Origin of the sequence: Vibrio mediterranei (genome assembly GCF_900088415.1) — a bacterium.
GTDB lineage: Bacteria > Pseudomonadota > Gammaproteobacteria > Enterobacterales > Vibrionaceae > Vibrio > Vibrio mediterranei.
This window is the reverse complement of the sequence record NZ_FLLQ01000010.1, coordinates 44,615-67,146: the sequence shown is the minus strand read 5'-3', so window position 1 is coordinate 67,146 and position 22,532 is coordinate 44,615. Positions and strand designations below refer to the sequence as shown.

Genomic DNA, 22,532 nt, shown 5'->3' with positions numbered 1-22,532 from the left:
TATCGCTCTTCCAGTTTCAGTAAACTGCTTATTCTTAATGTCGGTTATTTGCTTTTGACCACCTATAGCCCAAAAGCTTACTGGTGGTCAAAAAGTTGCAGTTTTTACTCGTACTACTAGCAACCTTGCTCAATGAGCTCGAGATACCCTTTCAACTCATCGTCTGGCATCTGCAGCAATGTGTCACCAACATACCACTCAATATAGCTCTGCTGTGCGAGTAGCCCTTGTTGGGGATTGCCAATCCAAACACTGTGCTGCTGCGCTAAGGTATCGCGAAGGGCAATGGCTTTCTTCTGACTAATTGGCAAATGGATATGTAGCATATTAGCTTGCGGAGCTTCTGGATTCGGAGTGAGAGAGGGGTAATCTGCTAACATTTGGTAGAGCGCAAGTGTGCGCTCGAATAAGGCTGGAAGTGCTTGAATGCGTGATTCAAATTGCATCGCCGCCGCAACAACATAAGGAGAACGCTGATAAACACTACCACCTTGCCTGTGCATCCAAACACTCGCTTTATCAATGAAGGTTTTATCACCAAGCAACATCGCCCCACCTAATCCTCCGATACCTTTATAAAGAGAGACATAAACTGAATCAAAGCCATTAGCGATCTCTTGATAAGATTTCTGGTAGTACGCGGCACACTCCCAAAGCCGAGCTCCATCCATGTGTAAGTGAATGTTGTTGGTTTGACAGTGGTTTTTAATCGCCTCTAGTTCACCAAAGCTAGGTAACTGCCCACCAATTTCTCGCATTGGTAACTCATAAACAGCTGCCCCAAGCGTGTCTGGAATTTGCAAAAGCGATGACACATTCCAAGGCTCATAAGGTTTGCCAACGGGCAATGCATTAAAACGATTTTGTAACTGATAGCCTTGGTTTTCATGTATATAGATATGGCAGGAAGGATGCATTGCCACATTGTTACTGCCTCGCTGTTCACAGGCAATTTGCAGCGCAGTGGGTTGTGTCATGGTGCCAGTAATTACAAATAGTCCGGCTTCAAATCCCAGGAGTTCTGCAACTTGGCGCTCAAAGGATTGTATCAATTCCCCCTCACCATATTTGTCGTGCTTTACACCATTTTGCTCACACCAGGCCGCCATTTGCGAAAACATCTCTGCGGGTGTAATCGCCCGATTTCCGGGTAATACAACTTGACACTTATCCTGCATCTTATCTTCCTTTCTCTTACTACAAAGTTCGTCAACCATGTCACCTGTCAGTTGTTTAGTAAAGAGAAGATTGTTAATCGATTACTCAGTAATGAAGTGTAGGTTTTACCGGAGCTTTGATTGACGAACTGCAATAACAGGAGTATTTATCAATAGATCTTCATTATTTGGATACTGCATTTGCAACATATCAACGACCTTTTGCTCGCAATGAAACCGTTACTTGAGCAGTACGGCTACTTCGCTCTTATTGTCAGTATCTTTTTAGAAGGTATTGGTATTCCCATGCCAGGACAATCTTTGATGATTGCAGCTTCAATACTCTCTTCACAACAGGTTATGAATCTAAGCTTGGTCCTCTCAATATCCTGGTTAAGCTGCTTTTTGGGTAATACTTGTGGCTATATGATTGGCTACTATTTTGAGGGGTGGCTGGATAAGAAGGGTTATGTATCAGGCCCTAAAATGCAAAAGCTTCAATCGATGATAAAACGCTATGGTCCTGCATGCTTAGTCATCAGCCGTTTCGTTGAAGGAATGAAGCAGTTTATGCCACTGGCGTGTGGCGTAGCAAAAATGCCGCGCAATGAATTCTTATTAGGGAACGCTCTTGCGACCACGATTTGGGTTACTGTATTTGGTTTACTCACTCATTTTGCTTTTGACCACCTACAGTTATTCCAGCAGTTTTATCATCAACACCGAGCGATCGTTTGGTTGGTGTCAGCCGGCTTATTTGTCGCTCTCATCGTCGCGCTTATGACGAGAAAGCGACGCACAAGTTAGTCTACTGTCACCGCTAACTCTAGTCGTAATATATCCATATCATCGATTGGACTGGCTTCTGCTATGGACGGTTTGAGTCCTAAACGGCGACAAACGGCAATGGCAGCCTTATTCCCTGCTTTAGTTTCAGCAAATATGGTTGTCGGAGCAAATTGACCAATACCAAACTCAATTAAAGCAGACATGGCTTCGACCGCGATGCCTCGTCCTTGCCTATCAACCGCTAAACCGAAGCCAATAGATGCTTGATTATCAGCTTCTAAGCGAAAGCCAACAGTGCCAATAACTTGATGGCTCTCTTTTCCTTCAATCACAAGCTGGAATTTGGTGCGTGGAAGCTGCTCTGATTGCTCGACAAACATTTCCAGTAAATGCGCATTAAACTCCGGCGAGCACTCTTCTTTTGGATAGAAGGTTTGATACTTGGGATGAGACGTTATGGTGAGCCATGCCTCGATATCACCCAGTTGAAAGTCACGTAAAATAAGTCGTTCTGTTTCTAGCGTTAATTGCATTTTGTTCTCTTTTTAAATCGGGCACACATATCTGCCGCCTAATTTTGGCAAGGCTGGATGTTTATCACACTCATCAACTCAATAGAGTGACGAAGGTAGCTATTTGGCTACCGGAAAGGTTCAGTGTAGAACAAGCGGTGATATTTGGAGTCGTAATTGTAATTAATGCGACCCTTGCTGCTTTTCAAGCTGTAAAAAAATCGCTACCATTTACAAGTCGTTAAGACATTAACTTTTATTCTCAGGGCGGGGCGAAATTCCCCACCGGCGGTAAATCAATGTTTGATAAGCCCGCGAGCGCTTAACTTTATGGAGTTAAGGTCAGCAGATCTGGTGAGAATCCAGAGCCGACGGTTAAAGTCCGGATGGGAGAGGATAATGATATTTACAGATACTGTAGTGAGTACTCACTAGAGTTTGCTGTGCGTATTGTTGCGCACGTTGTGAATATAGAATGATACCTCCTTGCTTTACGGCGATGCGGGTGTCGTTCATCTATCTTTTGGATCTGTGTATTTTCATACAGGGTCCCCATACCTATGCCCTGATTCTGGTATTTTTATTTAGGAGTATTACCATGAATCAGAACCAAACTTCATTGCTATCTGAATTTGGCAACCCACTAGAGCGCGTTGAAATCGCATTACAAGCCCTTCGAGAAGGTCGCGGTGTATTGCTACTCGATGACGAAGATCGTGAAAACGAAGGCGATATCATCTATTCCGTTGAGCACTTAACTAACCAGCAAATGGCGCTTATGATTCGTGAGTGCAGTGGTATTGTTTGCCTGTGTATTACTGATGAACAAGCCAAGCAACTTGACTTACCGCCTATGGTTGAGAACAACAACAGCGCTAACCAAACTGCATTTACCGTCTCTATCGAAGCAAAAGTGGGAGTGACAACTGGCGTTTCTGCCGCTGATCGTGTCACAACTATCAAGACAGCATGTCAAACTGGTGCTCGACCAGAAGATCTTGCTCGTCCAGGGCACGTTTTCCCGCTACGTGCGAAGCAAGGTGGAGTACTAACTCGTCGTGGTCACACTGAAGGAACCATTGACCTGATGCAAATGGCTGGCCTATCACCATTTGGTGTACTTTGTGAAGTCACTAACCCAGACGGAACAATGGCGAAAGCTCCAGAAATCGTTGCATTTGGTAAGCTTCATAACATGCCAGTGCTGACGATTGAAGATATGGTTCAATATCGCCTAGCAACGGCAGAGCAGTCAGCTTAAGCCCCTACTTCAATGAAAATCGCCACCTAATATTAGGTGGCGATTTTGGTTCTAGCATTTAGCTATTGAGTTCTTGCCTTTCTTATTGGCATGCACCGGTATTTTCCCAGACACCCCACTCGCCTGTTTTCGTAGGATCTTCACCCTGCGTCCACCATTTGGCTTTGTAGTTCTGGCCTTGGTAAATCACTTGATCACCACCAGTGTACACCGCTGCCGCATCCCAATTATCTTCACAAGTACCACCAATTGGTCCATCGGCACTCACCGTAACTGTATGAGTCTGACTGGTACTTAGTGAGCCATCACTAACGGTCACAGTGAAGGTATAACTCGTATCGGCAGAAACACTAGGTGCCGAAAAGCTCACTGAACTGCCTAGAACAGATACATCTAGACCATTGGGTGTCTGCCAACTGAAACTCAACATATCGTTTTCTGCATCTGTTGATGCACTGGCATCCAGCACCACAACTTCATTAGCGCTAGCAGTAGTCGGTCCAGTAATGACCGCGTTCGGCGCAGTATTATCTGGAGTCGTCACTTTTGGAGTGACATTAATCATTACCACGTCTGTGGCCGTTGCACCTTCATTATCCGTTACCGTCACCGTAAACTGATAAGTCTGTGTCGCAGTGACCTCTTGAGCATCAAAACTCGCTTGAACCGTATCGGATCCAACAAGAACTACCGCGTCACCACCAGTTTGCACCCAGCTATAGCTTACGATAGAGCCATCACTATCACGTGATGCACTAGCATCTAATATTACTGTCGCAGGGCCTTGAACTGATTGGTCTGCACCAGCACTGGCAAAGGGTGCACGATTGCTTGGTGTTCCGCCAGCTAAACTCTCATGCATTGCATTAAGAATGTCACCATTGTCAGCATCAATCTCCCATGAAAATAAGCCTGCAAGTCCAAGGCTTTGAACATAAGCACCTTTCGCTTTCACTGAACGGTCATCGTCGAAAGTAATCAAATCGCCAGTTGTTTGATTCCAGACATAGGCTGCTTCAGCCATCGCATCATAACCGTACTCAAAACCGTTGACTCCAGTGTTGTCTGGACCAAGCATATACGCTTTTATGCCTTTGTAATCAATAACACCATCTTCCCATACTCCTTGAGCTGTTGAACCCTTCAGCTTGCCGGTCGCAACGCCAGTCATAGGGTCTGTGGGGTCAGTTAAAGTATCAGGTGTTACCCCAGTCCAACCTCGGCCATACATGGCGGCACCCAATACCAACTTGTTCGCAGGTACACCTTGAGCTAACAATAACTGAATACCGTTGTCCGCAGTATAGGCAGGCCCTTTGTATGGAATCCCTTCGGCATCAACACCCGTTCCATCACATTGCCCAGGACGCATAAAGTTGCCACAATACAACGCGGCTTGGTGTCCAGGAACATTATTCCAGCCGCCATAGAAGTCATATGTCATGGCAAAGATGTAATCCATATATGGAATCGCTTTGCCATAATCCACGTCTTCAATCTTGTCATGACCAACGCCTATCGCAGAAGTCAGTTCGTACTCTCTGCCTGTTTCTGCTTCAAGCTCATCCAACATAGCTCGCAGTTCGCTCATCAAATCGATGTAAGCCGGACCATCATTTACTGGGTCACCTAAATCTGGTGCAGCACCATCCCCACCCGGATACTCCCAATCGATATCCACGCCATCATAGAACTTCCACGTATTGAGAAAGCGTTTCACAGACGCGACGAATATGTCTCGATTGGCTTTATCGGTAAAACTGTAAAATGGGTCTGAAAGAGTCCAACCACCAATGGAAGGGAGAATTTTAAGATCGGGATTACGCTGCTTTAGTGCCATTAACATGGCATAGTTGCCTTTAATTGGCGTGTTGTAGTCATGACCAGCTTGAGTGAAGCTTTTCTGGTACGCTGCCCAAGGGTCGTGAATAACTACTTCAAAGTCTTGCATGCCCTTACAGGCGGTCTGCAGGGCATTAAAGCTGTTGCCCCCCACAGATTTCACCGATTCATTAGGACCACAAATCGGGATAAAACCATAGATAATATGGGTTAGGTTGTCTGCCGGAATGTTGTCTACTGTGTAGTCACGTCCATAAATTCCCCATTCCACAAAGTAGGTGCCGACGACCATATTAGGGTCGGTATTATAAGACTTGTTGTTGGGGTCAATATTCATTGTCAAAGGGGCTAGATGAGAGCCATCAGTATCAGCAACCACCAGCTCCATTGGCGCACTTTTGCTACATCCCGTTGCATCACACGCTTCCACTTGCATTTGATACAAACCACCCTGACCATAACCAAACGTAGCGGTTGTTTGGCTACCGGTTATTGGCCCTGTCGCCACCTTATTGCTATCAAAGTAGATGTTATAAGTATCTCCAGTAGTACCACTCCACTGATTAAATGTGATTTTGATCTCTGCTAGATCGTTGTATTGAACCATCTGGTCGTAGCCAGAGGTGGTCTCCATAGCCAATTGGATTTTCGAAAACTGCAGATTATTCGAGCCCCAGACGTCAATTGAGGGTTTTGCTGGCGCGGCATTGACACTTTGGCTTACCGCCAAAGCAACCGCCGATACCCCTAATAATAGATTTTTCATTATTTGTTCTCTTTCCCTGAAAGGTCTAATGACGCTGCTCACACCTGTTATAAAAGTGTGAACATCGAGAACAATTAATAGAACTTGGGGTTTATTTTGTGTTCAAAAAATAAACTCACTTCGAGTCACCACTCAAAAATACTCAATGTGTAACAAGAATTTTCATTCACATTTTTACTTTGTGCCCAGAATTTTATTCTTGTGATGGCACCTCCTTCCTTAAAAAACACCAAACCCATTCACCAAGAGAATAAGCGCACTCGGAGGTATTTTCCGTTTAAGTCGATGAGCTCACGTTTTAATTCTGGAAAAAAACCAGCGCTTGTATAACAATGTCCTTTCTCATTAGTCGGGGAGCGTTTTCGCTGAGATCACCAAAGTGGTGAGACCCGTTGAACCTGATTCAGTTAGCACTGGCGTAGGGAACTGATAGACACCGCACTAAGACTCTGCGTCCGCAGTGGATCTTTGCCCTGCCTATTTTGTGTTCCTACCCTGAAAAGGAACATGATATGACATCATCAACCTCTAAAACTCCTATTGTATTGACAATCGCTGGCTCCGATTCTGGCGGTGGCGCTGGAATTCAAGCTGACATTAAAGCCATCTCAGCAACAGGTTCTTATGCGTGCTCAGTCATTACTGCGTTGACCGCTCAAAACACGCAAGGTGTGTCTGGTATTCTCGGTATTGATCCTCAATTTGTGCAGGCGCAATTAGACGCGGTATTCAGCGACTTAGATGTAGTGGCGGTAAAGATCGGTATGCTTGCTGACGCGAGTATTATTCGCGCTGTGGCTGAAAAGATTCGTCAATATCAGCCAAAGCATGTGGTTCTCGACCCTGTCATGGTCGCTACCAGTGGCGACCTGCTATTAGAAACTTCCGCTATTGATGCGTTAAAAACGGAATTACTACCTTTAGCGACAGTGATCACACCTAATTTACCTGAAGGTGCAGCCCTACTTGGCACCCAAGTTCCGCAATCCCAAAATGACATGGAAGCGTTGATTGACCAGCTACGCGAACTCAATACGTCAGCGATTTTGCTTAAAGGTGGTCACCTTGAGTCTGACTCCAGCAGTAATGACCTACTGATTACTCAAAATGATGTGTCTATCTTTGAAACAACGCGTATCAATACCAAGAATACTCATGGTACAGGTTGCACATTGAGTTCTGCCATCGCGTCTTACTTGGCTCAAAATAATACCTTACATCAAGCGGTCTCTAACGGTAAAAGCTATATTACTCAAGCGATTGCTCATGCCGATGAGCTCGACATCGGTAAGGGGCACGGTCCTGTTCACCACTTTTACGCGCTGAACCGATGAACCATATTCGTATTGAAAACGCCACGCTCACCTATTTAGGTGACGCTCAACCGATATTCTCAGACTTGAGCGTACAGTTTGAAGCGGGAAGCTGGACCGCTTTGTTAGGACCTAGTGGCTGCGGGAAGTCGACGTTGCTGCGCTATATCGCTGGGCTACTAACGGAAAAAGTCACCTTTACCGCCAAAACTGTAGTTCCTAGCCTTACTCAGCTATCGAGTAACGTAGCCTACATGGCGCAGCAAGATTTACTTATGCCTTGGTTAACCGTTGTTGACAATGTGTGTTTAGCCACACGTTTGAATGGTCAGCGTGTCGAAGCCAATACGAAAGCCAAAGCCATGGCGTTATTGGAACAGGTTGGACTCGATAGCAAAGCGAATGTTCTGCCCAACGAACTATCTGGCGGACAAAAACAGCGCGTTGCATTAGCTCGAACTTTAATGCAAGACAAATCGATAGTGTTGATGGACGAGCCATTTTCTGCGCTTGATGCCGTCACTAGACATAAATTGCAAAATCTTGCCGCTCAGTTGTTGTGTGACAAAACAGTGTTATTGATCACCCACGATCCACAAGAAGCCTTGAGGCTCGGCGAGCAAATATTGGTCATGAACGGGAAACCCGCCCAGCTTAATAAAGTCGTCCCTCCACAATCGGCTATTCCTAGAGATATCGATGGCGAATTCGCAACCATCCAACAATCCATCCTAGAACATTTAGGGGGACACTCGTGACAGTCTTAACACAAGTCGCTGAACAAAGCCGTCGACAGGCGGCTGCTCAGAAAAAACAAGGGATAAGCACACTATTGCGAGTGCTGGTTAGCTTCCTGATTATCTTAGGACTTTGGAAAGCTATCGTGGTGCTGTTTGCACTCCCCAGTTTTATCTTACCAGCACCCGAGGCCGTACTCGTTAAGCTGGTCGAGCGTCAAGATGTACTTCTCAAACACACTTGGGTTACGACACAAGAGATCCTGCTCGGACTCCTACTAGGCTTATCAATGGGGCTGTTCTTTGCACTGCAAATGCTGTTGTTTCAGCCCGTCAAACGTTGGCTCCTGCCGATTTTAATAACCAGCCAGGCTATTCCAGTGTTCGCTCTCGCTCCAATTCTGATGCTGTGGCTGGGCTACGGTATTGCTTCCAAAGTGGTCATGGCAGCACTGATTATCTTCTTCCCCGTTACCACTTGTTGCTATGACGGACTGCGTAATACGCCTGTGGGCTATTTGGATTTGTCACAGACCATGGGGGCTAGCCAATTCCGCCAACTATGGCACATACGTTTACCAGCCTCGCTAACTGTCCTTGCTTCTGGTATACGAGTCGCCGTCGTAGTTGCTCCTATCGGTGCTGTCGCTGGCGAATGGGTTGGTTCGAGTGAGGGCTTGGGGTATCTCATGTTGCAAGCCAATGCTCGCATGTTAATTGATGAAATGTTTGCGGCGCTGTTTATTTTAGCCAGCGTCTCAGTCGCGCTTTACTTTTTTACCGATTGGGGGCTTAAGCGCCTGATCCCTTGGGAAAATAAATAACAATCAAAAGGAAAAACCATGAAATCCATGCACAAACTCGCTGCGGCTCTGCTGCTAACTACAGCCAGCATCATGCCAGCGCACGCTGCAGAAAAAAAACTCACGCTAATGCTCGACTGGTTTATTAACCCAAATCATGGCCCTATCGTCATTGCTCAAGAGAAAGGTTACTTCAAGGAGCAAGGGCTTAATGTTGATATTCAAGAGCCAGCCGACCCAAGTACACCGGCCAAACTGGTTGCTGCGGGGAAAGTCGACCTTGCGGTTTCGTATCAAACCAGCCTTACTATCGACGTGGCTGCTGGACTGCCACTGATCCGCAGCGCAACTCTGATCGCAACGCCGCTTAATACCATGATGGTATTGGACAATGGCAAGATAAACACACTAGCAGACCTAAAAGGTAAGAAAATTGGTATTGCTATCGCAGGTAACGAAGAAGCGACCATAGGTACCATGCTCAGTACCGAGGGAGTGGCATTTGACGAAGTACAGATCATTAATGTTGGCTGGGCTCTCTCCTCTTCCCTTGCTTCAGGAAAAGTAGACGCGATTTGGGGTGGTTTGAGAAACTTTGAAACCAACCAGCTAGAACTTGAAGGTTATAAACCAAAAGCCTTTTTCCCAGAAGAACACGGTGTCCCAACTTATGAGGAACTAGTGTTTGTCGCCAATGCCAACAGTTATGACAAAGAAGCCATCCTAAAATTCAACCGTGCGATTGAAAAGGCCACCACTTACATAGTGAATCACCCAACAACTTCTTGGAATGAGTTTGTTGCCTACGCACCAGACACATTAAACAACGAACTCAATAAAAGAGCATGGCGTGACACATTGACTCGATTTGCGCTTAGACCATCTGCAGTTGATGCGACCAAATATGATGCGTTTACCGAATTCATGTATCAACACAAAATTATCAGCGCTAAGCCAAAAGCAGAGACCATCGTACCTGTACTTTAGGAGTGACCATGAACCATCAAGACTTAATTAACGCTTGCCAACAAGAGTGGTTGGCTTACACCGAACATGACTTCGTCAAGCAATTAGCGGTGGGGACTCTCGCTCAGCAGGCGTATTTACACTATTTGAAGCAGGATTTTCTATTCTTAAAGCAGTACGCTCGCGCTTATGCACTAGCCATCTACAAAGCCAAAACACTTGCTCAAATGCGCGAAGCGGTACCAAGTGTTGAGGCACTATTAAATTCTGAGATTGGCCACCATGTCGCTTATTGCCAGCAGTGGGGAGTCACAGAAGCAGATATGGAAGCGGAAGTCGAAGATTTTGGTACCGTGGCGTACACACGATATGTTCTAGATGCAGGAATGACGGGCGAATTAGTTGATCTTTATGCTGCACTAGCACCCTGTGCCATCGGCTATGCTGTTATCGGTGACAACTTACTCAAAAGCGCCGATACCATGCTAGAAAATAACCCCTATCGTAGTTGGATAGAATTGTATGGCAGCGAAGAATTCCAGTCAGGAGTGCAAACCAGTATCAAACGATTAGACGTGCTACTAAAAGACATTGACCTGCAAAGCCAGAGAGCACAAGAGATCATACATGTGTTTAAAACGGCAACTCGCATGGAAATTGCCTTTTGGCAACAAGGCTTAGATGCCGCCTAATCTAAAGCCGACTATTTAGGTCGGCTTTTTTTATCTCTTCAAAGAAAGCAATTAACAAACAAATATCACACAAACAACCCGCATTTAAAATTTTGTGCCTGCCATCACGTGTTAACACAATATTTACATCCAACCTTAACATTTGCAACAAACTTAGGTAGGATGCGCGAAGTGTTTTATAAATTCAAACACTTCGCGCTCAGCTTTCTCATGCTTTTCGTGCAAGCAAGGACGATTGGGAAACGGTGGGTATCAACAATAGCTTTCGAACAATCAGAACATCAGTCGCTGAGTTTCAAAAGCTACCCCAGCTTTACAGGGAAGAACTATGCAGTCTTTGGTTGATTTTTTAAACGGGATAATCTGGAGTCCCGCTCTAATTTACTTGTGTCTTGGTGCTGGCCTTTTTTATTCAGTGCTCACTCGTTTTGTACAGGTGCGTCATTTCTTCGAAATGTGGCGTCTATTACTTTCCGGTAAAAGCTCAGAAAAAGGGATCTCCTCATTTCAAGCTTTAGCGGTTTCACTTTCTGGTCGCGTTGGTACGGGTAATATTGCCGGTGTCGCTGCGGCTATTGGTTTTGGTGGTCCAGGCGCAGTTTTCTGGATGTGGATGGTTGTGTTTTTTGGCGCAGCAACAGCCTATATCGAATCCACGCTCGCTCAAATCTATAAAGAAGAAGATGAAGGGCAATTTCGTGGCGGCCCAGCTTATTACATAGAAAAAGCGATGGGACAAAAATGGTACGCATGGATCTTTGCTATTGCGACTATTTTCGCTTGTGGTGTTCTTCTACCGGGTGTTCAATCGAACAGCATTGGTAATGCAGTAGAAACCGCATTCGGCACAGGCGCTATGATTGACACTGCTATCGGTACCATCAGTTTTGCTAAAATTTTCACTGGTGCAGTTATTTCCGTCATTCTTGCCTTCATCATTTTTGGTGGCGTAAAACGAATCGCAAACTTCACACAAATCGTTGTGCCATTTATGGCGCTAGCGTACATCATCATTGCGTTCGTGATTATTCTGCTTAACATCGGTGAAGTACCGGGGATTGTTAGTATGATTATTGGCGATGCATTTACTCCAATGGCAGGCTTCGGCGCGGCAATTGGTTGGGGTGTAAAACGTGGCGTCTACTCTAACGAAGCAGGCCAAGGTACTGGTCCACATGCAGCTGCAGCAGCAAACGTTGATCACCCAGCACAACAAGGTTTAGTGCAATCTTTCTCTATCTATATTGATACGCTTCTAGTGTGTTCTGCGACAGCATTTATGATTCTTATCACAGGTGCGTACAACGTTCATGGTCCTGAGAGTACGTTCTTGGTACAAAACCTTGCCGAAACCGTTGGAGCTAATGGTCCTGCGTTTACTCAGTTAGCTATCGAAAGCACAATGCCTGGTGTTGGTAAGCTATTTATCGCATTTGCACTATTCTTCTTCGCATTTACGACCATTCTGGCGTACTACTATATTGCAGAGACAAATATCGCTTACATTCGCCGTACTTTTAAAGTCAACGGCTTGATGTTCATCTTGAAACTTGTGCTAATCACATCTGTGTTTTATGGAACAGTGAAAGCGGCTAACCTTGCTTGGGCAATGGGTGATGTGGGTGTTGGTCTGATGGCATGGCTAAACATCGTGGGCATTTTGATCATCTTCTTTATTGCCAAACCAGCAATCATTGCGCTCAAAGATTATGAGAAACAGCAAGAGCAAGGTGTAGAAGAGTACACATTCAACCCTGTCGCACTTGGTATTAAAGGTGCAGACTACTGGGAAGGTCGCTACGAGCGTAAAACAGGTAAAAAGCCTGAAGCGCCTCAAGAGGCGGGTTCCGCATCCACTCAGACACAGATATCTTAATTAAGAATTGATGTTCACTTTGGGTAGGTCTCTGCCTGTGCAGGGATGATATGAAACATGCTCGTCGCATAAAAAAAGGGGTAGCTTAGCTACCCCTTTTATCATTCATTGTTCCCGAATGAATGAAACTTAAATTATGCAGCCACTTCTTGAGTGTTCATTGCTGGCGCTTTTTTCTCACCGATAGGGAGAATCGTACGACCATATTCGTTGTTAAGTACTTGAGCCATAGCGAAGTAAATCGCGCTCGCGCCGCAGAAGATACCTTCAAAGCCGGCAATAGTGCCAATCAATTCGCTGCCGAAGAAATCACGCGCTGCTAACAAGAAAAATAGGATAGTCAGAGAACCAAAGACCACTTGCTTAGCCACTGGGTAGCAAAGTGAACCAATGAACATGAAGCCAGTGAACACACCCCATAGCAGTAAATACCAACCCATAAATTTCGCAGGGCTAGCAGGAAGACCCATGTAAGGCATTACGATAATACCCACTAGCGTTAACCAGAATAAGCCGTACGACGTGAATGCCGTAGTGCCAAAAGTGTCACCACGCTTAAAGCACATCATGCCAACAAACACTTGGCTAAGACCTCCATAAAAAATACCCATAGCAAGAATCATTGAATCAATCGGAAAGAAACCTGCATTGTGGATGTTAAGCAGAATGGTAGTCATACCAAAACCCATTAGGCCAAGTGGCGCAGGGTTTGCGAGTTTGTTCGACATGTAAAAGAGCCTTCGATTAAAAATTAGTGGTAAAAGTTATAGAAAAATTTTAATCGATATTTGTGACATTGAGCAGATCCGTTATTTGCAATCTAAGATTGATAATTTGCAGATATTAATTAGCATGCATAAAAAAACCGGCTTGCGCCGGTTTCATAATTTAATAACAACAATCGGAGATTATTCCCACTCGATGGTCGCTGGTGGCTTACCAGAAATATCGTAAACCACACGTGAAATGCCTTCAACTTCGTTGATAATGCGGTTCGAGACCTTACCTAGGAAGTCATATGGTAAATGTGCCCAATGAGCCGTCATAAAGTCGATGGTTTCAACAGCACGCAGTGATACTACCCAGTCATACTTACGGCCATCACCCATAACACCTACCGAACGAACTGGTAGGAACACGGTAAATGCTTGAGAAACTTTGTTATACAAATCTGCAGCGTGCAGTTCTTCAATAAAGATAGCATCAGCACGGCGCAGCAAGTCACAGTACTCTTTTTTGATTTCACCAAGAACACGAACACCGAGGCCTGGTCCTGGGAATGGGTGACGATAAAGCATGTTATATGGTAAACCTAGTTCTAGACCGATCTTACGCACTTCATCTTTAAACAATTCACGTAGTGGCTCAACAAGCCCCATTTCCATATCATCAGGAAGACCACCCACATTGTGGTGTGATTTAATAACGTGAGCTTTACCTGTTTTAGAAGCAGCTGACTCAATGACATCTGGGTAGATTGTACCCTGTGCTAGCCATTTCGCATTTTTAAGCTTCTTAGACTCTTCATCGAATACGTCAACAAACACGTGACCGATTGTTTTACGTTTCTCTTCTGGGTCAGATTTGCCTTCAAGTGCAGTCAAGAAGCGCTCTTCTGCGTCAACTTTGATGATGTTTAGGCCGAACTTATCGCCAAACATTTCCATCACTTGCTGGCCTTCGTTAAGACGAAGTAGGCCGTTGTCAACGAATACACAGGTCAGCTTGTCGCCAATGGCGCGGTGAACAAGCATTGCAACTACCGATGAATCAACACCACCAGATAGACCCAGAATAACCTCATCATCGCCTACTTGCTCTTTAATACGAGCAACAGCATCTTCGATGATAGACTCTGATGTCCATAAACGCTCACAGCCACATGCACCAAGAACAAAGTTCTCTAGCATTTGCAGGCCTTGTTTAGTGTGCGTTACTTCTGGGTGGAACTGAACGCCATAGTATTTCTTCTCTTCATTCGCCATAGCAGCGTACGGGCAAGTGTCCGTTTCACCAACTTTTACGAAATCTGCTGGAATTTCTACAACTTTATCGCCGTGGCTCATCCAAACGTCTTGAGTCGCTTCAAGATCTTTGAAAATCGCTGAGTCACCAGATACTTTAACTTGTGCGTAGCCAAATTCACGTTCGTTTGAACCTGCTACTCGGCCACCAAGCTGCTCAGCCATTGTCTGCATGCCGTAACAAACGCCAAGAACAGGAACGCCTGAATCAAATACGTATTGAGGAGCACGAGGAGAATTTTCCTCTGTTACACTCTCAGGGCCGCCAGATAGAATAATACCGTCTGGGTTGAATTCACGAATATCCGCTTCTTCTACATCCCAGCTCCATAGTTCACAGTAAACGCCGATTTCACGTACACGACGTGCTACTAATTGTGTGTACTGCGAGCCGAAGTCTAAAATCAGAATTCGTTGGTCATGAATATTTTTCGTCATTTTGGGCAATCTTATAAGCTAAGTATTGAGAACGGAGGCGAGTTTACCCGCCTCACATCTATGCATCAAGGAAAAAAGCAAACGTTTACGTAAGATTTAGACTTACCTGGGTCAATTGTGACCCTCAACGTTATCACTACAGTCTATGGGTAATTAACCTAGACGGTAGTTTGGTGCTTCCTTAGTGATTTGAACGTCGTGTACGTGTGACTCGTTTAAGCCAGCACCAGAGATACGTACGAACTCTGCTTTAGTGCGCATATCTTCGATAGTCGCAGAGCCTGTTAGACCCATGCTTGAACGAAGACCACCCATTTGTTGGTGAACGATTTCTTTTAGGCGACCTTTGTAGGCGATGCGACCTTCGATACCTTCTGGAACAAGCTTGTCCGCAGCATTATCTGATTGGAAATAACGGTCCGATGAACCTTGAGACATGGCGCCAAGAGAACCCATTCCACGGTAAGCCTTATAAGAACGGCCTTGATAAAGAATAACTTCACCAGGTGCTTCTTCAGTACCAGCAAACATAGAGCCAACCATCACGCATGATGCACCAGCAACGATTGCTTTACAGATATCACCAGAGAAGCGGATACCACCGTCTGCGATGACTGGAATACCATATTCGTTGGCAACACCAGCAGCATCAGCAATCGCTGTAACTTGAGGAACACCAACACCTGTAACGATACGAGTTGTACAAATAGAACCAGGGCCAATACCAACTTTAACGGCACTAACACCCGCTTCAATCAATGCTTTCGCGCCAGCAGCCGTAGCTACGTTGCCACCAATGATATCGAGATCTGGGTACGCTTCACGTGTTTCGCGAATGCGAGTTAAAACGCCTTCTGAATGACCGTGTGAAGAGTCAATCAAAAGCACATCAACACCAGCTTCAACTAGAGCTTTTACGCGCTCTTCGTTACCCGCGCCCGCACCGACAGCAGCACCTACGCGCAGACGGCCTTGCGCATCTTTACATGCGTTTGGTTTACGTTCTGCTTTGTGGAAGTCTTTTGCAGTGATCATACCGGTAAGTTGGAACTCATCGTTTACGACCAACACTTTTTCAACACGTGCACGGTGCATCTCTTCTTGCACTTCTTCACGAGAAGCGCCTTCTTTTACTGATGCTAGACGCGCTTTTGGCGTCATTACTACTTCTACTTTCTTACTTAAATCAGTAACAAAGCGAACATCACGGCCAGTGATGATGCCTACAAGCTCATTCGTTTCTGTAACAACAGGGAAACCTGCAAAGCCATGCTTTTCAGTTAGCGCCATTACATCAGCAATCGTTGCTTCTGGACGAACAGTAACAGGGTTTGTTACTACACCAGCTTCAAAGATCTTAACAAGACGTACTTGCTCAGCTTGTTGCTCAATAGACATGTTTTTGTGGATAAAGCCAATGCCACCTTCTTGGGCAAGCGCGATCGCTAGACGCGCTTCCGTCACTGTGTCCATAGACGCAGAGATCATTGGAATATTCAAACTGATATTCTTCGTCAACCGAGTGCGAAGATCGGCTGTGTTTGGGAGAACGGTGGAGTGAGCTGGAACGAGTAGTACATCATCGAACGTCAGCGCTTCTTTGGCAATTCTTAGCATTTGCAATATCTCACAATAGAGGAGTTGAAGGAATAATCCGCCCTTATCGTTTCGCATAATAAGGTCATTTGGATTAGATATTGCGGTGGGATTATACGCCCGACGAAATCGCTTGGCTACACATTTTTATATTTTTTATTTGCATTTACCCCCTTGATATGTATTATATTGCCGCTAATTTCCATACCCACGTCTTTGAGATTAGCTGTGCCCCTATCCTCGCGATCAAGCTCTAATTCTACGTCTAGTAATCAAAACATTTACACGGTGTCACGCCTGAACTCTGAAGTTCGTTTGTTGCTAGAAAATGAAATGGGGATAGTGTGGTTAGTCGGCGAAATTTCTAACTTTTCTGCACCTGTCTCTGGTCACTGGTACCTCACTCTTAAGGACTCTCGCGCTCAAGTGAAATGCGCGATGTTTCGTGGTAATAATCGCCGTGTAACGTTCAAACCTGCTAATGGAAATCAAGTACTAGTTAAAGCAAGACTCTCACTCTATGAGCCGCGAGGTGACTATCAGCTCATCATTGAGTCAATGCAACCCGAGGGGGATGGTCGACTTCAGCAAGAGTTTGAGAAGCTGAAAATGTCACTTGCTGCAGAAGGTTTGTTTGCTCAAACACTAAAACAACCATTGCCCAGCCACCCAAAACGTGTAGGTATCATTACCTCCAAAACGGGCGCTGCTTTATTTGATATTTTAGATGTTTTGAAAAGGCGTGATCCTTCCTTACCTGTGGTTATTTATCCGACGACGGTTCAAGGAGATAACGCTGCGATTGAGATTGCTCAAGCGATTGGCAGAGCAAACAGCCGAAACGAGTGTGATGTGTTAATCGTAGGACGAGGCGGAGGCTCCCTTGAAGATTTATGGTGCTTCAACCACGAAATCGTCGCTAGAACCATTGCCGCCAGCCAAATACCAATTATCAGTGCAGTCGGACATGAAATTGACGTCACTATCGCTGATTACGTCGCTGATGTGCGCGCCCCGACACCAAGTGCAGCCGCAGAACTAGTCAGCAATGATACCTCTCATAAACATGAGTCACTGATCACTAGAGAGCAGCGCCTGAGAAACGTCATTCGACTTTATCTGTCAGAGCAAAAGCAGCGCTTGTCCTCGTTGATGCAAGACCTAAGCAATCAACACCCTAAACATCATTTGCAGCGCCAAAGTCAACGACTGGATGAATTTGAGTACCGCCTTAACGCCGCAATGAAGCAAAGGTTATCTCAAGAGACTCTAAGGTTAACCAACAAGCTGCATCGACTGAAGTTACAGTCACCTGTTACTCGTCTGGCGCAACAATCGCACCGATTAAGTCAATTAGAAAGTCGACTAGAACAAGCGATGCAACGTCAACTCTCTTCAACTAAGCATAAATTTGCATTAACAGTTGGTAAGCTTGACACGGTGAGTCCACTTGCCACATTGAAGCGTGGTTACTCTATTACTCAAGACGAGGATGGGAAAGTCATTTCTCATGCAGATTCGGTAGAAATAGGCTCGACAATGACGACTCAGGTAGAGCATGGCACTCTTGTCTCGACCGTTACCGATATCAAACCTAGCTAGCCAAGCTCACTAAGCTTTTATTGGTTGGAATTCAAACCTCGCTCGAGATTTAGACTTTAGTTCATTACATGAGTTACAAAAATAGTTAGCAGCACCACACGCCTGAAGCTTTTCCATTTCAGCTTGGCAATCTGGGCAATAACCAATTTTGACAAAATGTTTAGTACATTGTTTACAGAAATACTGACCGTCCCAATATAAAGCGATCTTGCAATCTGGGCACTCGTTGTCTGCGAAGTTCATATCTCACCTAAATATTAGTAGATGTTAATATTGATATTCTATCTCGAACACCACGAGGATACTAGGCAACTGCCATAAGACGTACTGTTAGGAAAGCAATTAGCCACGAGATAGGAATAAACTCTCTAACTTAGCTTTACGTTTGACTTTATACATCTCGGTATCCGCTAAACGGATCAATTGGTCAATCGTCATGTCTGAACAACACTCTTTGGTCGCAAACCCAACGCTAACCCCGATGTTAGTCTCTTCTAAAGTGACAGGCCGATTCAATTCTGACTGTAATGTCTCGTAAAAAGTTCTGGAATCTTCCTGACTAGGAAAGCAACTAAACGCAAGAAACTCATCGCCACCATATCGACCTAACACAGCTTGATCAGGTAATAATAAACGTAATTTTTGCGCGACAGCAACCAACACCTTATCGCCGAATTGATGCCCATACACATCATTTACTTGTTTGAACTTATCGATATCAATAAAGAAGCAGCCAAGAAAATTACCTTGAAAGCAATGACTTTGTTCGACACGTTCTAATAGAGCTCGACGATTCAGGCATTGAGTCAGAGAATCAAACTTAGCTTGGTAGTTGAGTTTATCTTCTAAAGCATATTTCTCTAGCGCCACAGAATAAACCGCGGCAATAGACTCGAGTATCTCCAGTTCAATAGCATGGGGATCAGAGGGCAATGAGCTATAGAGTGCAAACGTACCCAATACGTGCTCTTGTGTCGAGATCACTGGCACAGACCAGCACGCTCTAATATTTGCTTGTGTCGCAAGTTCAACAAAAGGCTGCCAATTACTATGGCTTTTGACATCAGAGACGATAACAGAACGTTTTAAATAGGCAGCCGCACCGCAGGAACCCACTCCTTCTCCTATTTCGATCCCATCAATAGCATCGTTGTAAAAGTCAGGCAAGTTAGGTGCTGAAGTGCTGTACAGTCGATGTGTCTCTTGATCTAACGTTAATATTGAGGCGCGTTTATCCTTAAACAGGCGCTCTGTTAACTTAATGATTCGCTCCTCCAATTGGGGTTTTGGCAACCCCAGAGCAAGTTCTTTCAAGAGTAAGTTCATGCCCTTATGGGCATCTATCAGCAAATCTTTCGTCATAAATCCGCAGAATTGTCGTTCTTATTGAGTATGCGTAACCGACACATAATAACACAACGTACGGATAGATGATCTATTGACCAGTTTAATATTTAGTCGTATGGTCAAAGGGACGAACAACAATACGATGCTGTTTTAGATCTTCCCTAGATCTTCCCCTTAATCTAATCTGATCAGCGATCTGCTCTTAAAAGAACATTTATATAACCACATACCGAAAGCATAAGTTACATATTCTGCATTTGGATTTAAATTAGATTATTATTCCATGCAATACTTGATAAATGACACTATGCAGAATTTAATAAAACGATCATTTATCGAATTAGTCACTTACATGGGTATGCATTTCGATATAAGACGAATCTACGGCTTTTAGCTCGACTCTAAGGTTAATCAGTTCATCCATATGATTGATATGCGTTCCACCGCAAGGCATCACGACGTCGACGCCATCAAGAGTGCAGTGCCAATATCTTGAACTGGTCAAAAATGGACCTTCAAGTTGCATTGAAACTTCAGAGGGTTTTTGTGACCACTCAGCTAACTGTTGATTAGTCATATCTTCAATTCTCTGTAAGTCTGTCACCACCTCTACGGTATTTAGTCCACGTTTCTTTAACGTTTTCCCAAGGCGATATCGGTCAAAACATCGGTTTGGCGATACCACACTCTGTTCCTGAGCATAACTATTAAAATCATAGTGGGCCAAACCATCTTTTCGGTCAGCTTCTTTTCTCCAGTATGACGCTGCTAGCACTTTGTTAAGTGCAAGAGAGGCGATATGTCCGGCACTATGTCCTCTGCTCAAACTTTGTTGATAGGCTTTGTCCACTTCCAATGTAATGACCTGACCAACACAAAGTTCTGGTCCTTTCGCGATTCGATGCACAACAACAAATACCCATCCATCACAGTCTCGTTTTACGGGAATCGCGCTGCCGACATACAGTGTTTTGGTATCCAGTTCGATAGCCCCAACAAGACAATCTATGACTTCCAGTTGTTGACCTTTCGCTAACAGATAACCTTTGTCTGCGGGATGATCAGGCCATATATGACTTACAGGGTGAAATGGCGTACTGTCTACAACAATATCGGTGTAATCAGAATGCTCATCGATCAATTGAATTGCGCTGTCTAGCTGCCAAGTTTGATGACAAAAGTGAATTTTACTAGCGGTAAACACGGTATGATTATTCCTTGCAACAAAAAACGCCCGCTGTATTCAGAGGGCGTTGTTTAATTTCGACTTATTTTTTAGGACGACCTTTCATCATCGTCATTAAGCGTTTACGTTTACGCTCTTGTGAAAGGGTCATCTTGTTAGACTTACCTTCAAATGGGTTATCGCTGCTTTGGAAGTTGATACGAATTGGCGTACCCATGATTTCTAAAGAACGACGATAATAGTTCATCAAATAACGTTTGTACGAATCTGGAAGTTCATTGACTAGGTTACCATGAACCACAACGATTGGTGGGTTGTAGCCACCAGCGTGCGCATATTTCAACTTAACACGACGTCCACGAACCATAGGTGGCTGGTGATCTTCCGTCGCCATTTTCATGATACGGGTCAGTACCGAAGTACCTACACGGGTAGTCGCAGACTTGTAAGCTTCTTGAACAGATTCAAACAAATGGCCAACACCAGTACCATGAAGCGCTGAAATAAAGTGGATACGAGCAAAGTCAACGAAACCAAGACGACGATCAAGCTCTTTCTTAACGTGTTCTTTCACGTCAGTATCTAGCCCATCCCACTTGTTCACAGCGATCACAATAGAACGACCAGAGTTTAACGCAAAACCAAGGAGGCTTAAGTCTTGATCTGAGATGTTTTCACGAGCATCGATAACGAGCAATACAACGTTTGCATCTTCTACTGCTTTCAGGGTTTTAACCACTGAGAACTTCTCAACCGTTTCGTTGATGCGACGACGACGACGTACACCAGCAGTATCAATTAGTACATACTCACGATCATCACGCTGCATAGGAATATAAATAGAATCGCGAGTGGTACCCGGCATGTCATAAACTACGACACGCTCTTCACCAAGAATACGGTTGGTCAGCGTTGATTTACCCACATTAGGTCGACCAATGATAGCCAACTTAATTGGTTGATCTTGAAGACGCTTAAACTCTTCTTCCGCTTCTTCTTCGGTATAATCGAGTTTCTCTTCTTCTTCGTCTTCAAACTCAGTCAGATCTTCAATTTCACCTTGTTCAACAAAGCTTTCTGCAAATGGGTTAAGTGCGCGTTCGATAAGTGCAGTAACGCCACGACCGTGTGCCGCTGCGATGTGGTACATGTCTTCTACACCAAGTTGCCAAAACTCAGCACTGGCAGCATCAGCATCAATACCATCAACTTTGTTGATCACTAGGAATGACGGCTTCTCAATTTTACGCAGGTGTTGAGCAATCGCTTCATCAGCCGACGTTAAACCTGCACGGCCATCCACTAGGAAAAGCACGACATCCGCTTCATCAATCGCAGCTAGCGATTGTTCCGCCATTTTTGTTTCAACACCTTCTTCAGTACCATCAATACCACCGGTATCAATAACAATGAATTCATGCTCACCCAGTTTCGCCTGACCGTATTTACGGTCACGTGTTAGCCCCGGAAAATCCGCAACAAGAGCATCACGCGTACGCGTCAATCGATTGAACAGGGTCGACTTACCCACATTCGGGCGTCCAACTAGGGCAACAACAGGTACCATATAAACCTCTACACTTATCTTCTAATTGTAGTTATAGGTAAAATTCTCACGTTTTCCT

General features: G+C 44.8%; 18 protein-coding genes, 1 pseudogene and 2 riboswitches. Of the genes and pseudogenes, 9 read left to right on the top strand and 10 right to left on the bottom strand.

Annotated features, from left to right (window positions below):
• Window positions 1-116: 116 nt before the first annotated feature.
• Complete coding sequence (locus VME0621_RS22200; protein ID WP_062460709.1) at window positions 117-1,178, bottom strand: threonine aldolase family protein; 1,062 nt, start codon at window positions 1,176-1,178, stop codon at window positions 117-119.
• Between the two features lie 180 nt (window positions 1,179-1,358).
• Between VME0621_RS22200 and VME0621_RS22195 the strand changes: the two genes are divergently transcribed.
• On the top strand, window positions 1,359-1,964 hold the full coding sequence (locus VME0621_RS22195; protein WP_231892992.1) for a DedA family protein: 606 nt from the start codon (window positions 1,359-1,361) through the stop codon (window positions 1,962-1,964).
• Here VME0621_RS22195 and VME0621_RS22190 read toward each other — a convergent pair.
• Window positions 1,961-2,479 (bottom strand): GNAT family N-acetyltransferase, encoded by a 519-nt coding sequence (locus VME0621_RS22190; RefSeq protein WP_051868158.1) that lies wholly within the window; start codon window positions 2,477-2,479, stop codon window positions 1,961-1,963. The genes VME0621_RS22195 and VME0621_RS22190 overlap by 4 nt on opposite strands.
• A gap of 233 nt (window positions 2,480-2,712) precedes the next feature.
• Window positions 2,713-2,860: riboswitch (FMN riboswitch) on the top strand.
• Window positions 2,861-3,056: 196 nt separating this feature from the next.
• Between VME0621_RS22190 and ribB the strand changes: the two genes are divergently transcribed.
• Entirely contained in the window at window positions 3,057-3,719 is a 663-nt protein-coding gene (gene ribB, locus VME0621_RS22185; protein WP_062460707.1) for a 3,4-dihydroxy-2-butanone-4-phosphate synthase, read from the top strand.
• A gap of 82 nt (window positions 3,720-3,801) precedes the next feature.
• Here ribB and VME0621_RS22180 read toward each other — a convergent pair whose 3' ends face one another.
• Window positions 3,802-6,327 carry a glycosyl hydrolase family 18 protein gene (locus VME0621_RS22180; RefSeq protein WP_062460704.1) on the bottom strand — a complete coding sequence of 842 codons (2,526 nt, stop codon included), beginning with the start codon at window positions 6,325-6,327 and terminating at the stop codon, window positions 3,802-3,804.
• A 340-nt stretch (window positions 6,328-6,667) separates the two neighbouring features.
• A riboswitch (TPP riboswitch) is annotated at window positions 6,668-6,769 on the top strand.
• Window positions 6,770-6,839: 70 nt separating this feature from the next.
• Here VME0621_RS22180 and thiD point away from each other — a divergent pair.
• The 6 genes and pseudogenes from thiD to VME0621_RS22150 all read left to right on the top strand — a co-directional run bounded on the left by thiD (window position 6,840) and on the right by VME0621_RS22150 (window position 12,714).
• Window positions 6,840-7,661: a bifunctional hydroxymethylpyrimidine kinase/phosphomethylpyrimidine kinase gene (gene thiD / locus VME0621_RS22175; RefSeq protein ID WP_062460701.1), complete on the top strand. Its 822-nt coding sequence runs from the start codon at window positions 6,840-6,842 to the stop codon at window positions 7,659-7,661.
• Window positions 7,658-8,398 (top strand): ABC transporter ATP-binding protein, encoded by a 741-nt coding sequence (locus tag VME0621_RS22170; protein WP_062460698.1) that lies wholly within the window; start codon window positions 7,658-7,660, stop codon window positions 8,396-8,398. Before thiD ends, VME0621_RS22170 begins: the two co-directional genes overlap by 4 nt.
• Before the next feature lie 89 nt (window positions 8,399-8,487).
• A pseudogene (locus VME0621_RS22165) lies at window positions 8,488-9,201 on the top strand (ABC transporter permease); the annotation flags it as partial.
• A gap of 18 nt (window positions 9,202-9,219) precedes the next feature.
• Window positions 9,220-10,167: an ABC transporter substrate-binding protein gene (locus VME0621_RS22160; protein ID WP_062460692.1), complete on the top strand. Its 948-nt coding sequence runs from the start codon at window positions 9,220-9,222 to the stop codon at window positions 10,165-10,167.
• An 8-nt stretch (window positions 10,168-10,175) separates the two neighbouring features.
• A complete protein-coding gene (gene tenA / locus VME0621_RS22155; RefSeq protein ID WP_062460689.1) occupies window positions 10,176-10,838 on the top strand; it encodes a thiaminase II in 663 nt (220 codons plus the stop codon).
• 328 nt (window positions 10,839-11,166) lie between these two features.
• Window positions 11,167-12,714, top strand: a complete 1,548-nt coding sequence (locus tag VME0621_RS22150) for an alanine/glycine:cation symporter family protein (RefSeq protein ID WP_065311739.1) — start codon at window positions 11,167-11,169, stop codon at window positions 12,712-12,714.
• Between the two features lie 134 nt (window positions 12,715-12,848).
• Here VME0621_RS22150 and VME0621_RS22145 read toward each other — a convergent pair whose 3' ends face one another.
• From VME0621_RS22145 to guaB, 3 genes are all read right to left on the bottom strand, one after another.
• Window positions 12,849-13,442 (bottom strand): acetate uptake transporter, encoded by a 594-nt coding sequence (locus tag VME0621_RS22145; RefSeq protein ID WP_006072549.1) that lies wholly within the window; start codon window positions 13,440-13,442, stop codon window positions 12,849-12,851.
• A gap of 180 nt (window positions 13,443-13,622) precedes the next feature.
• Entirely contained in the window at window positions 13,623-15,176 is a 1,554-nt protein-coding gene (gene guaA / locus VME0621_RS22140) for a glutamine-hydrolyzing GMP synthase (RefSeq protein ID WP_062460684.1), read from the bottom strand.
• A 153-nt stretch (window positions 15,177-15,329) separates the two neighbouring features.
• Window positions 15,330-16,793 carry an IMP dehydrogenase gene (gene guaB, locus VME0621_RS22135; protein WP_006072553.1) on the bottom strand — a complete coding sequence of 488 codons (1,464 nt, stop codon included), beginning with the start codon at window positions 16,791-16,793 and terminating at the stop codon, window positions 15,330-15,332.
• 207 nt (window positions 16,794-17,000) lie between these two features.
• Between guaB and xseA the strand changes: the two genes are divergently transcribed.
• Entirely contained in the window at window positions 17,001-18,374 is a 1,374-nt protein-coding gene (gene xseA, locus VME0621_RS22130; protein ID WP_062460681.1) for an exodeoxyribonuclease VII large subunit, read from the top strand.
• 9 nt (window positions 18,375-18,383) lie between these two features.
• Here the strand turns inward: xseA and VME0621_RS22125 are convergent, their stop codons facing one another.
• From VME0621_RS22125 to der, 4 genes are all read right to left on the bottom strand, one after another.
• The gene (locus VME0621_RS22125) at window positions 18,384-18,617 is read right to left on the bottom strand and encodes a zinc ribbon domain-containing protein (protein ID WP_062460677.1); all 234 of its coding nucleotides are present in this window, start codon (window positions 18,615-18,617) and stop codon (window positions 18,384-18,386) included.
• A 99-nt stretch (window positions 18,618-18,716) separates the two neighbouring features.
• A complete protein-coding gene (locus tag VME0621_RS22120; RefSeq protein WP_062460675.1) occupies window positions 18,717-19,736 on the bottom strand; it encodes a sensor domain-containing diguanylate cyclase in 1,020 nt (339 codons plus the stop codon).
• Window positions 19,737-20,061: 325 nt separating this feature from the next.
• Entirely contained in the window at window positions 20,062-20,925 is an 864-nt protein-coding gene (locus VME0621_RS22115; protein ID WP_062460673.1) for a hypothetical protein, read from the bottom strand.
• Window positions 20,926-20,989: 64 nt separating this feature from the next.
• The gene (gene der, locus VME0621_RS22110) at window positions 20,990-22,474 is read right to left on the bottom strand and encodes a ribosome biogenesis GTPase Der (RefSeq protein ID WP_006072560.1); all 1,485 of its coding nucleotides are present in this window, start codon (window positions 22,472-22,474) and stop codon (window positions 20,990-20,992) included.
• Window positions 22,475-22,532 lie beyond the last annotated feature (58 nt).